Annotated in this window: 12 protein-coding genes; all 12 read left to right on the forward strand. The window is 71.1% G+C overall.

Annotation, left to right across the window (positions count from 1 at the left end; genetic code table 11):
* The 12 genes from QC180_RS19405 to QC180_RS19460 all read left to right on the forward strand — a co-directional run bounded on the left by QC180_RS19405 (window position 1) and on the right by QC180_RS19460 (window position 11,653).
* The gene (locus QC180_RS19405; RefSeq protein WP_278264191.1) at window positions 1-855 is read left to right on the forward strand and encodes a MinD/ParA family ATP-binding protein; all 855 of its coding nucleotides are present in this window, start codon (window positions 1-3) and stop codon (window positions 853-855) included.
* The gene (locus tag QC180_RS19410; protein ID WP_278264192.1) at window positions 852-1,499 is read left to right on the forward strand and encodes a hypothetical protein; all 648 of its coding nucleotides are present in this window, start codon (window positions 852-854) and stop codon (window positions 1,497-1,499) included. The genes QC180_RS19405 and QC180_RS19410 overlap by 4 nt, the downstream gene beginning before the upstream one ends.
* Before the next feature lie 94 nt (window positions 1,500-1,593).
* Window positions 1,594-1,890 (forward strand): hypothetical protein, encoded by a 297-nt coding sequence (locus tag QC180_RS19415; RefSeq protein WP_022566424.1) that lies wholly within the window; start codon window positions 1,594-1,596, stop codon window positions 1,888-1,890.
* Complete coding sequence (locus tag QC180_RS19420) at window positions 1,887-2,141, forward strand: hypothetical protein (protein WP_278264193.1); 255 nt, start codon at window positions 1,887-1,889, stop codon at window positions 2,139-2,141. Before QC180_RS19415 ends, QC180_RS19420 begins: the two co-directional genes overlap by 4 nt.
* An 11-nt stretch (window positions 2,142-2,152) precedes the next feature.
* Entirely contained in the window at window positions 2,153-2,746 is a 594-nt protein-coding gene (locus tag QC180_RS19425) for a DUF8175 domain-containg protein (protein WP_278264194.1), read from the forward strand.
* Window positions 2,743-3,558, forward strand: a complete 816-nt coding sequence (locus QC180_RS19430; RefSeq protein WP_278264195.1) for a DUF8175 domain-containg protein — start codon at window positions 2,743-2,745, stop codon at window positions 3,556-3,558. Before QC180_RS19425 ends, QC180_RS19430 begins: the two co-directional genes overlap by 4 nt.
* Window positions 3,559-3,629: 71 nt before the next feature.
* On the forward strand, window positions 3,630-5,075 hold the full coding sequence (locus QC180_RS19435) for a hypothetical protein (protein WP_278264196.1): 1,446 nt from the start codon (window positions 3,630-3,632) through the stop codon (window positions 5,073-5,075).
* Entirely contained in the window at window positions 5,072-6,568 is a 1,497-nt protein-coding gene (locus QC180_RS19440) for an SCO6880 family protein (RefSeq protein WP_278264197.1), read from the forward strand. Before QC180_RS19435 ends, QC180_RS19440 begins: the two co-directional genes overlap by 4 nt.
* A 7-nt stretch (window positions 6,569-6,575) precedes the next feature.
* Complete coding sequence (locus QC180_RS19445; RefSeq protein WP_278264198.1) at window positions 6,576-9,038, forward strand: hypothetical protein; 2,463 nt, start codon at window positions 6,576-6,578, stop codon at window positions 9,036-9,038.
* Window positions 9,035-9,343, forward strand: a complete 309-nt coding sequence (locus QC180_RS19450; RefSeq protein ID WP_278264199.1) for a transposase — start codon at window positions 9,035-9,037, stop codon at window positions 9,341-9,343. The genes QC180_RS19445 and QC180_RS19450 overlap by 4 nt, the downstream gene beginning before the upstream one ends.
* 58 nt (window positions 9,344-9,401) lie before the next feature.
* Window positions 9,402-11,069: a peptidoglycan DD-metalloendopeptidase family protein gene (locus tag QC180_RS19455; protein ID WP_278264200.1), complete on the forward strand. Its 1,668-nt coding sequence runs from the start codon at window positions 9,402-9,404 to the stop codon at window positions 11,067-11,069.
* A gap of 68 nt (window positions 11,070-11,137) precedes the next feature.
* Entirely contained in the window at window positions 11,138-11,653 is a 516-nt protein-coding gene (locus tag QC180_RS19460) for a hypothetical protein (RefSeq protein WP_278264528.1), read from the forward strand.
* Window positions 11,654-11,672: the final 19 nt, after the last annotated feature.

Raw genomic sequence — 11,672 nt, forward strand, 5'->3', positions numbered from 1 at the left:
ATGACAGACGACTGGAGCCGTTGGCTCGACGAGGCCCCCGAGGGGGAATCGTCGGACGACGCGGCGCGTGATCCGGCTCCGGTGGTGCGGTTGCGGCGCAGGACCGGAGACCGATCCGAGGGCGCCCGCAGGCCGATCCTGGTGGTCGGCGGCTGCGGCGGGGCGGGCACGACCACCACGACACTGGGACTGGCCGCCGAAATGGCGGGCACCGGCGCGGCGACCGTGGCGGTCGACGCCACCGCCGCCGGAAGCGATCTGGCCCTGCGCGGGGCCGACAAGCACCTGCACCCGGTGAACCTGCAGTCCTGGGTCTACGGCCGCGGCGGTGACGAACCGGCCCCGCTGGAGGACTGCCTGTCGCGCTCGACCTCCGGGTTCGGGCTGCTCTGGCGCGACGCCACGCCGCTGCGCCGCCGCGCGACATATCTCACTGTCGCGCGTGCGCTCGACACCGGCGGGTATACGGCGGTCTACGACGGCGGAAACCCGATTGCCGGACGGCAACTGCGACCCCTGCTCGACGACGCCGATATCGCGCTGGTGCTGGCGATTCCGGCGCGCGTGGACGCGGCCAACCGACTGCGGGTCACCCTGGAATGGCTCGACGACCACTACGGTGACGACGGCGCCGGTGTGGTCGCCGATACCACCATCGTTGTCTCGCACCAGTATTCGCACGACGACTCGCGCGTTGCCGAGCATTTGCGCGAACACCTGTCCGGTTGGGTGCGCGAGGTCGTCGAGATTCCCTACGACCCGCATCTCGCGCGCGGAGAGCTGGTCCGGCACGGCGAACTCGCCGAGCCGACCCGCGCAGCGTATGGGAGCTTGCTCGCCGGGGTGGCATCATGACGGCCGCTATGAATCTTCGTCGTCGTCGTGAACCGGCAACCCCCGGAATCGGTGTCGTCGCGCCGCCCGAATCGCTGCGCGCCCCGATCTGGGAGCGTCCGGTGCCCGGAGTGGGCCGCGCCCCGCTGGTGTGGCTGCTGGGGGTGCACGGCGGCTCGGGCGCCACCACCCTCGCGCACGTCCTCGCGCCCGCCGCCGATGCGAAGGGCCGGTGGCCTGGCGTGTTCGACCGCGAGTCACCCTATGTGGTCCTGGTCGCGCGCGAGACCATCTCGGGTCTGACCCGCGCGCACGACCTGCTGCGCCAACACCACGCGAACCTGGCCGGGCCCTCGCTGGTGCTCGGCCTGATCACGGTGGCCGCGCGGCCGGGACGGGTGCCGCCGGAGATCCGGCGCTACCGCGACGTGGTCGGCTCGCTGGCCGGACACGTCTGGCAGGTGCCGTGGATCGAGGAATGGACCCTGGTCGAGTCCGAGTCGCTGCCGGTCTGGTCGCCGGGCCACAGCGTGTCGGTCAAGAAACGCGGGCGGGTCGACCCGCTCGACGAAGTACCCCTCGAGATCGATGAACTCGGTGTCGATCTGGTCGCCGCCATCCGGGCCAGCATCGGCACTCCCGAGCCGGGGGAGCAGCGATCATGAACGCCGGGCGGTCGGGCCGCCGGTGGTGTACAAACGTGTGTCGGCGTCGAAGTGTTTGTGGCACAACACCTTTACAGTGGGAGAAAGGCACCCGATGAGCATGATCCTCCTCGCCGTGCAGGACACGTACGGCACTGTCCTGGCCCAGGTGGGTAATCCGACGCCGGAAGCTCCTCCCGGGTCCGAGAAGATCCTGCAGCTGGTCCGGTACCTGACCTGGTTCGTGTTGCTGTCGGGCATCTGCGGGATCACCTACGCGGGCGGCAAGTTCGCCTGGGAGCGCTGGACCGGCGGTGGCCTCGAGTCGCCGAAGATGGTCGCGGGCGCCATGATCGGCGGCGTGGTCGCGACCAGCGCGGGCACCATCATGAACGCGGTCATCGGTACGTGATCACTGTGCTCGCCTACAAACAGCTCCCGGCCGACGTGCTGGCGCCGATGACGCAGCTGCTCAACTGGCTGCTCTGGTTCGTTCTGCTGTCGTGCCTGGCCTGGATGATCCTGTCGGCCGGTCGATTGTGGATCGCGTTCCGCAGCGACCTGGCCGTCAACGACGCCTCACACGGTGTGCTGATGAGTCTGATCGGAGCCGCGGTCGCCAGTACCGCCTCCGCGATCGCGCTGGCGTTCCTTCCGGCGTGAGGGGGAGAGTTATGACACGGCCGGTCGCGGTCGGTATCGCACTGCTCGCCGCGACCGTGGGTTGCGGTGGCGGCGAGGCGGGCACCGAGCTGTCCGCGGCGCCGACCGGTGTGCGCTGGGAGGGATACCAGGGCGTCTCCCTGCCGCACGCCGACCAGGGCCCGGCCTCGGTGACCGACGGTGCCGCGACGGGTTTCGAGCATTCCCCGCGCGGCGCGGGCCTGGCCGCACTGACCCACACACTGCGGCTGGGCGTCGCGCCGGACACCCAGTGGGCCACCGTGGTGAACCGCGAACTGATGCCGGGACCGGCCCGCGACGAGTGGGCGATCAACCGGGTCCGGCTCTCGATCACCGGGCCCGCCGCGCCCGGGTACGCACCGAGATTGTTGGGCTACAAAATCACCGAATACCGCGACGAGCAGTCCAGTGTCGAGGTCTACACCGAGTACGCCGATCGCTCGCGCGTCGTCAGCCACACCACGGTCGGCTGGTACGGGGGAGACTGGCGGTTGCGGTTACCCGATCCGCTGGCCGGTACCCGACCGGTCGACGTGATCGACGAATTACCCCCCGACATCGTGAGATTGGAGGCACCGCGGTGAGCGAGAGAGAGCCGGGCACGCGCGACCGCGCGTCCTTCGGCATGATCGCCTCCGGTGCCCTGCTCGCGTTGATCCTCGTCGTCGGCGCGCTGGTGTACTTCACCAGCGGTGGGGACGGCGAGACCGAGAGCGCTCCGCCGCCCGCCCAGGCCGCCGGTGGTACCGGTTTCGCCGATCCGGAGGTCGACGTGCTGGGCAGGCGCGTGGACATTCCGAACAACCCGGCGGGCCAGCCGTTGGCCCAGGTGCCGGGAACGCAACGTACACCGACGGACCCGGATTGGTTGACCGCCGCGCCGGAGGGCACGAAGAAGCCGCACGGCTGGCAGCGTGTCTACGGCGCGTCGGTGCCCTTCTCCACCTCCGACGGGCCGACCCGGATCGAGGGTGGCCTGGCCGTGGGCTACGCGCGCACCCCGCAGGGCGCCGCGCTGGCCGCCGCGCAGATCACCTACCGGCTCAACGCCCGCCCTGCGGACCGGGCGCTCTACGTCGAGCAGGTGCGGGTGAGCACGGCGCAGCTGGCCGCCTACGACAGCGCGCTGGCCGCCGACCGGCTGCCCGCGCAGCAGCCGGAGACGGTGACCCGCTACTTCGTGGCCACCGACGCGTTCAAGATCGACGACTACGCCGACGACATGGCGATCGTGCGGTTGGCCTCGCGCGGTCCGGTCCTGGACGGGAAGCAGTTCTACGCGGCCATGCGCATGATCGTGGTGTGGGACCAGGGGGACTGGCGGCTCAAGCCGTCGGCCACGACCAACACCCAGACCGAATATGTGGAATCGCTGGCGGGGTGGACGACATGGTGAGCATCGATGTGCAGCACAGCCCGGATCGATTCCCTGCGGACCATCGAGGGGTGCCAACAATGCTGAGGCCAATGTTGAGGCGGATCTTCACGATTCTCGCGGTGGTCTTCACCGTGATGATCGCGACGCCGACGGTCGCCATGGGTGAGGACTACGGATTCGACCAGGCGTGCAACGAATTGCACGACACCCTCGACAGCGTCGCCATTCCGGGGATCTCCCTCGGTGACGCGGCCTCGGCGGTCTGCAAGGCGGGCAACGCCGCCTCGCATCCGGGTGAGGCGGCCAACGCGGTCAAGGACAAGGCGTGGGACTCCACCTTCGGCAAGGTGGTCGACTCGCTGATGAAGGGCCTCGGTGAGGCACTGATCCTGGCGCTGACCTTCTGGATGAAGGTGCCCAACGAGGCGGTGAGTGACTCCGGCGCCCTGTTCACCAAGATCAACGACTACACCTATCAGATCCAGATACTGCTCTTGATCGCCTCGGTGATCATCACCGGTGGACGCTTGGCCGAGGCCAGACGCGGCGCGGCGGTGAGCGAGGCCGCCGAATCGTTCCGGCTCTTCGCCAGGGTGGTGTTCAGTTCCTGGATGCTCGGCGCGGTGATCGTGGCCGGGACCAGGGCCTCGGACAAGTTCTCCGAGTGGATCATCCAGGACTCCACCGGCGGCAACGCCAAGAACATGGCCGAGCTGATGGTGAAAACCAGCAAGCTGCAGGCGTTCTCGCCCGGTCTGGTGCTGATCATCGCGATCGTCGGTCTGCTCGGCGCGCTGGCCCAGATCGTGCTGGCCATCGTGCGGCAGGGTCTGCTGGTGGTGGCCGCGGGCGTGCTGCCGTTGGCGGCGGCGGCCTCGGCGACGGGGACCGGTAAGCAGTCGTATCAGAAACTGGTCGGCTGGATCATCGCCTTCATGCTGTTCAAGCCGGTCGCCGCGATCGTCTACATGATCGCGTTCACCACCGCGGGCCACACCGACGAGACCACGTCCTCGGGCGGGCTGCCCAGCGGCGAGGACGCCCAGCGCATGCTGGTGGCCCTGGTACTGCTGTGCAGCGTGGCGTTCGTGCTGCCCGCGCTGATGCGGCTGGTGGCTCCGGCGGTCGCCACGGTCGGCACCGGTGGTTCCGGTCTGATGGTGGCGGGCGGTACCGCGGTGGGCGCCATGGCGCTCGGCGCGATCGGCACCAAGGCGGTCGCCTCGCGGCCCGCCGCGGCGCCGGGCTCGGCCGGATACTTCGCGAGTTCCGGCGGCGGACCGCGCCCCGGCGGCTCGCCGGGGACCGGTGGTGGCGCTCCGCGCCCGACCCCACCGCCGCGCGGTGGCGGGGGTGGCGCGGCGGCCGCGCCACCGAGTTCGGGGTCGGTGCCCTCGGGCGCGGCCCGCAACATCGCGGCCGCGCGCGCGGCGGCCGGTGGCACGACCAGGGCCGACCAGGCGATGGGTGACGTCGCCGGTGATCGCTGGGCCAACCGCGCACCCGACCTCGGCAGGAGCACGATCCCGCGATGACCACTTCGGTGACCGACACCTACGAGCGCCGTTCCTACGGCCTGTGGCAGAAGCCGCGCAGCGCGGGCCTGTTCGGCCTGCGCTGGGAAGAGACCGTGATCGGTTTCGTCGTGGTGATCACGGCGCTGATCTGCGCGATGGTCGGTGGATTCAAATGGGGCTTCATCGTCGGCGGCCTCGGCGCGCTGGTGATGGTGCCGCTGGTGTGGCGGACGGGGGGCCGCTCGGGCTACGAGACGGGACTGATGATGTTCAACTGGATGCGCTCGCGCAACAACGGCGAGCACGTGTACCGCGGCGGCCGGTTCTCCCGGATCCCCGGCGGTGTCACGAAACTGCCAGGGCTGCTGGCCCCCTCGAAGCTCTACGAAGGCATCGACGCGGGCGGCTATCACTTCGGCATGATCCACCTGCCCGCCTTCGCCCAGTACACCGTGGTGCTGCGGGCCTGGCCGCAGGGCCACGAGGCGGTGGACCAGCCGGTGATCGATCGCTGGGTCGCGGCCTGGGGCACCTTCCTGGCCTCGGTCGGTCAGACCAGCGACATCGTCGCGGTGGTGCCGGTGATCGACACCGTGCCCGAGACCGGCAACCGACTGCTCAACGAGGTCTCCACGATCACCCGCCCGGAGGCGCCGGAGCTGGCCCAGCAGGTGATGTACGAGCTGGCCACCGAACTGCCGCAGGAGCGCGTGCAATTGCTGCCCCGGGTGGCGATCACGTTCAAGGCCACCACCGCCGAGCGTCGTAAGAACCCGGCCGAGGAGGCCGTGGAGATCGGGCGCAGGCTGCCCGGTATCTGCGCGGCGCTGGCCGAGGCGGGCGTACGGGCCCAGCCGATGTCGGCCGAGGAGGTCATCTCCTTCATCCGGCGCAGCTACGACCCGGCCGCCCAAGCAGACCTCGAGGTCGCCGCGGCCGATCCGGGCGGGCACGGGCTGGGCTGGGATGACGCGGGCCCGGTCTCGCACGACGAGAAGTGGGACCACCTGATCCACGACGGTGGCCGCTCGGTCACCTGGGAGATGGACGCCGCGCCCGAGGGCGCGGTCGACGAGCGGGTGCTGCAGCGGCTGCTCGCGCCCAATCCCGAGGTGCCGCGCAAGCGCATCGCGATCGTCTACCGGCCGCACTCGGCCGCCGACGCCGCCGAGATCGTCGACGACGACTTCAAGAACGCCCTCGTGGCGCAACAGAGTGAGCGTGGCGTCGTCTCGGCGGCCGCGACACTGCGGGTCGGCGCGACCCAGCAGGCTCGTGAGGAACAGGCCCGCGGGCACGGTGTGACCCGCTTCGGCGCGCTGGTGACGATCACCGAGCCGCTCCGGGGCGATCTGCCGCGCATCGAGGCCATCACCCGCGACCTCTCCACGCAGGCCCGGCTCAAGATCCGGCGCTGCTACCGATACCAGGCCGCGGCGTTCGCGGCCTCCCTGGGATGCGGCGTGATCCTGCCCGAGCACGCGACCATTCCGAAGGCATTGGCGGGGTGAGGCGAACATGGGACGCGACTACGAACCCCCGGTGCGCGATCGCGACGACATCGCGTTGCGCCCGGTGCACCGGCCGCCGCGCATCCGCGGCGAACGCGAGCCGCGGCCCGCGGGCAGCCCGTCGCGCGTGAGCGAGGATGTGCTCGGTCTCGACGAGCGCACCGACCGTGCCGAAGGCGAGCCCGCAGCCCGGGGCTCGCGCACCGACGCGGACCGCAGGCAGGGCGAACGCCGTGCGCGCGAGGAGGATCGGTCGCGTACCGCCCGCCCTCGCGGTGAGAACGCGCGCCCGCCCCGGCCACATCCCGAGGAACCCCGCGGCACTCGCGAGGGTGAGTCCCGGCGCGCTCGCGAACACGAGTCCCGCCGTTCCCGCGAGGGCGAGGGCCGCGACCCGCGCGGCGAGGGCCGTGAGTCGAGCGGCGAGGGCCGCGTCCCGCGCGATGGCCGTGACCCGAGTGGCGAGGCAGGTCGTCCCCGTGGCGACCGTGCTCGCGGACCGCGACCAGCGGGTGGTCAGGGTGAGCGGCGCGCCCGGGGCCCGCGCCCCGAGCAGCCCCGGCGTGGACTGCGTGAACAGGACCACGGCCCCCGGCTCGAACACGATCGCGCCCAGGACGATCCGCGCCGCCAGCCGCGTCCGGCCAAGCCCCGGCTGAGCAAGCCGACGCGCCCGGTCAAGGCCGCGCGACCCGACCGCCCGGACGACGCCGCCGATCGCGCGATGGGCACCGGCCGCGCGGCCAAGTCCAAGGCGCGGCCGGACCGCAGGCAGGGTCCCGCGCTGCTCGACGACGCCACCCGCGCCCGCTACGAGATGATCCAGCGCGAGCAGTCCGGACTGCGCGCCGCCTGGGCCACTTTCCGCCTGCACACCGACGACCTGCGCCGCAACAACGCGCAGGCCCGCTCGGAGGCCGTGGTCGGCGACGGATTCGACCGCACCACCGCCGAACTCACCGACCGCGGCTACTCCGGTCCCGGCGGCGGCAAGATGAACGTGGTCGGCCGCCCGGTCGAGTACCGGGCCACCACCGCCCAGGTCGCGGGCCTGTGGCCGTGGTCGGTGGGCGCGGGCGCGCCGCTGATCGGCACCCCGCTGGGCTCGCATCTGCACACCGGCGCGCCGGTCTGCTTCGACCCGATGAACTGGTTCATGCGCGGCAGCTTCATCACCGCGCCGAGCCTGTTCGTGCTGGGCCTCAACGGTTTCGGCAAGTCCTCGCTGGTGCGCCGGATCGTGCTGGGCGGCATCGCCCAGGGCATCACCCCGCTGATCCTGGCCGACGTCAAACCCGACTACCGCAAGATGGTGGAACTCGTCGGCGGGCAGGTCATCGACCTGGGTTACGGCCACGGCAAGCTCAATCCGCTGGCCGCGGGTGTGCTGGGCGCGGTGGTGCCCCGACTCACCGATTTCCCCGCGCTGCAACAGCAGGTGCTGCAGGATCTGCGCGCCCGGCAGGTGACCCTGATCGCCGGTCTGGTGGAACTCGTGCGCGGCGCGCGGGTGGCCGACTTCGAGGAAACCCTCATCGCCACCGCGCTGCGCATCCTCTACCAGCCCGGCCGTGGCTTCACCCCGGACAAGCCGCCGATCATGGAGAACCTGCTCGAGGTGATCATCGACGGCGGCCCGGAACTGATGCTCGACGCGGGCGCCGACGACGACGACGAGTACCAGCATGCCATCAAGAACCTGCGCCGCTCGCTGCGCGCGCTCACCCAGGGCCCGTTCGGCGCGATCTTCAACGGCCAGACCTCGGTGCCGATCGATACCGGCGCGGTCGCGGTGTGCATCGACGTCTCGCACATCCCCACCGGCGACAAGAAACTCAAGGCCGCGGTCATGCTGGCCTGCTGGGCCGACGGTTTCGCCTCGGTGGAGGCCGCGCACGTGCTGGCCGACGCGAAACTCGGCCCGCAGCGCTACTTCCAGGTGGTGATGGACGAGCTGTGGCAGGTGCTGGGCCTGGGCGACTTCATGGTCGACCGCGTCGACGAGCTGACCCGTCTGCAGCGCGGCCTGGCCACCGCGCTGATCATGATCAGCCACACCATCAAGGACCTGCAGGCCCTGGGTTCCGACGCCGCCATCGCCAAGGCCATCGGCTTCCTGGAACGCGCGCGCGCCAAGATCTTCGGCGCGCTGCCCGCCGAGGAGCTCTCGCGGCTCGATTCGACGGTGCCGTTCACCTCCGCCGAACAGGAGATGGTCACCGGGTGGTCGGCGCCGCAGGCGCTCACCGGTGAAGCGCTACGGCCGGGCCAGCAGCGGCCCTCCCCGCCGGGTACCGGCAAGTTCCTGCTCAAGATCGGTGAGGATCGCCGACCGGGCATCCCCTTCCACATGGAGTTCACGGTGTCGGAGAAGGAAAGCGGAATCCACGACACGAACCAGCGGTTCAGCGAGTTCGGGGACAACCCGCGCGGCGCACCCGATCCGACGGCGGACGGGGGACAGCCATGATGCCGCATCGGTCCTATCGCCGCGTCTCCCCGGAAGTGCGCAAGGCCGCCGTCGAGCAGGTCGTCGCACTGACCGACAAGCTGCGCAGCGAGTCCGAGGCGTGCCGGGTGGTCGCCGAACAGATCGGCGTGCACACCAATTCGGTGCGCAACTGGGTGCGCGCGGCCGAGGGGCCGAGTCTGGAGCGGATGGACGCGACGGCCCTGCGCCGCAAGGTGGTCCTGCTCCAGCAGCAGCTGGCCGCGGCCGCGGAGATGAACCGCACCCTCGCCGACACGCTCAACGAAACCCGGCGCCGGACGTGAACACCGCCGCGGCGGACCCGGATCCCGGCGCCCGGCGCGGCACGGCAGGAGGCGCCCGATGAGCCCGCGCACGATCGTGATGTCGGCGCTCGGCGCGGTCCTCGGCCTGGTCACCCTCGTGCTGGTGATCGTGCTGCCCTCCTCCGACGAGACCTGCGAGACCGGCGACATCCTGGTGGGGTCCTCGGCGGCGACCCTGCCGCAGCTCGGCGGCGACTACCCCGGCGACCCGCGCGCCGCCGCGACGAGTACCCCCGCACCGAGCTCGAATCCGGCGGTCACCGGCACGCCCTCGCTGGCCGCCGGGGTGGGTCCGCTGCGGCGCACCCTGCCGCTCGAGGTGGGCACCTTCACCATCTCGGATGTGTTCGGTTCGCGCGGCGGCGATCACAAGGGCATCGACATGGCCGCCGCCGACGGCACCACGATCTACTCGGTCTCCGACGGCAAGGTCGTCGCCGCCGGGCCCGCCTCCGGTTTCGGCAACTGGATCGTGGTGGACTCCGTGGACACCAACGGCCGGGCCTATTCCGCGGTCTACGGCCACATGTGGGACCGCGGCGTGCGGGTGCGCACCGGCGAGACCGTCACCGCGGGCCAGCCGATCGGGATGGTCGGTTCGGCGGGTGAATCCAGCGGTCCCCACCTGCATTTCGAGATCGTGCCCGGCGGGCGGTTCACCGGTGGTCGCCAGATCGACCCGATGCCCTGGCTCGACGGCGCGCCCACCCCCGATGTCGGTGGCGCGAAGGCCTTCTCCAGCGATCCGAACTGTGTGCGCGGCTTCGGCAGCGCCGGTGGCCTGCTCGCCGACGGGAAGGTCCCGGCCGAACTCGAGATCTGGTATCGCCGCGCGGGCACGGTCTGCCCGGAGATCTCGTCCTCGCTGCTGGCCGCACAGGCCAAGCAGGAGTCCGGCTTCCGGCGCGGCCTCACCTCACCGGCGGGCGCGCAGGGCCTGGCCCAGTTCCTGCCGGGAACGGCGGCGAGCACCAATCCCGACGACGGCAGACCGTATGTCATCGACGCCGACGGCAACGGGCGCGCCAGCGTGTGGGACGACGGCGACGCGATCATCGGCCAGGCCCGCTACATGTGCGCCCTCGCGCACAAGATCGCGGGCTGGATGGCCGAGGGCAAGGTCTCCGGCGACCTCGCCGCGCTCACCCTGGCCGGGTACAACGCCGGTGAGGGCGCGGTATTGGCCTCCGGCGGCATGCCCAACCAGTACGCGGCGCACTATTCGGAGACCCGGCCCTACGTCACCAACATCCTGACCATGGAACCGCAGTACCGCGCGCCCGGCGCCCAGGGCCGCTTCACGCCCGAGCAGGGCGGGGGCGGCGCGCAGATCGTCGAGGCCGCCCACGACTGGCTCGGCACGCCCTACGTGTGGGGTGGGGGCGGCGCGCAGGGGCCCAGCGGTGGCGGGTTCGACGGGCCCGGTCTGACGGCGGCGGCGGTGTTCGCGGCCTCCTCGGGCGCGGTCACGTTGCCGCGCACCGCCGAACAGCAGTGGGAGGCGGGCCAGGAGGTGCCGATCGCCAAGATCGCCGCCGGTGACCTGGTGTTCAGCGATTTCGGACGGCAGGGTCCGACGCAGGTGGGTATCTACGCGGGCAACGGCCGGATGATCCAGGCGCGGCCCGCGGCGAGCACCCGCGGCGGGGGTGGCGTCGTCGAGGTGGCGGTGCCGGGCGACGCGCGGGCGAGGAGGGTGTTGTGACCACATCGTGTCGGACACCGGGGATAACCTGGTGGGAGAGAACACGAATCCGCACGATCCCGGCGGTGATGCTCGTGGCGGTCCTCACGACGACGGTCGCCGCCTGCGGCGGTGACTCCGACTCCGCGCGCCCGGACCAGGTCACCTCGACCACCCGGTTGCTCGAAGCCGCCGCGGCGGCCGACCCGACCACCGCCGACGGTGTCGCGGTGGTGGCCTTGCGTGAGGTCTTCACCTGGTACCCGGCTACCGAACAGCCGGGGTCCTCGGTGCAGCGCGCGCGAAAATGGATGGGGCCCAGCATGATCCGTATGCTGGACAGTTCGACCGGCGCCACCGACACGCCGAAACCGTCGCTGCAGTGGGCGGATTGGGCCAAGGCGAAAGCGAAGGTGGAGGCGTTCACCTTCGCCTCGGGGGAGAAACCACCGGCGAGCGCGGATCCGGCGGTGGCGCAGTACAAGATCGGCGTCGAGCAGACGGTCGTCTACCCGGACGGGCGCACCGAGGCACTCCCGCCGACCACGGTCATCGCGACCGTCGTGCGGACGCCGCAGGGCTGGCGCCTGGAGGCGTTCCGTTGATCGGCGCACTCGAGCATCC

The sequence above is a fragment of the Nocardia anocheti genome (genome assembly GCF_029675105.1).
Classification (GTDB): domain Bacteria; phylum Actinomycetota; class Actinomycetes; order Mycobacteriales; family Mycobacteriaceae; genus Nocardia.

Coding starts and splice junctions, on each gene's coding strand:
- QC180_RS19415 (WP_022566424.1), top strand. CDS start 1,594: ATGAGCATGATCCTCCTCGCCGTGCAGGACACGTACGGCACTGTCCTG.
- QC180_RS19450 (WP_278264199.1), top strand. CDS start 9,035: ATGATGCCGCATCGGTCCTATCGCCGCGTCTCCCCGGAAGTGCGCAAG.
- QC180_RS19425 (WP_278264194.1), top strand. CDS start 2,153: ATGACACGGCCGGTCGCGGTCGGTATCGCACTGCTCGCCGCGACCGTG.
- QC180_RS19435 (WP_278264196.1), top strand. CDS start 3,630: ATGTTGAGGCGGATCTTCACGATTCTCGCGGTGGTCTTCACCGTGATG.
- QC180_RS19410 (WP_278264192.1), top strand. CDS start 852: ATGACGGCCGCTATGAATCTTCGTCGTCGTCGTGAACCGGCAACCCCC.
- QC180_RS19445 (WP_278264198.1), top strand. CDS start 6,576: ATGGGACGCGACTACGAACCCCCGGTGCGCGATCGCGACGACATCGCG.
- QC180_RS19460 (WP_278264528.1), top strand. CDS start 11,138: ATGCTCGTGGCGGTCCTCACGACGACGGTCGCCGCCTGCGGCGGTGAC.
- QC180_RS19440 (WP_278264197.1), top strand. CDS start 5,072: ATGACCACTTCGGTGACCGACACCTACGAGCGCCGTTCCTACGGCCTG.
- QC180_RS19405 (WP_278264191.1), top strand. CDS start 1: ATGACAGACGACTGGAGCCGTTGGCTCGACGAGGCCCCCGAGGGGGAA.
- QC180_RS19455 (WP_278264200.1), top strand. CDS start 9,402: ATGAGCCCGCGCACGATCGTGATGTCGGCGCTCGGCGCGGTCCTCGGC.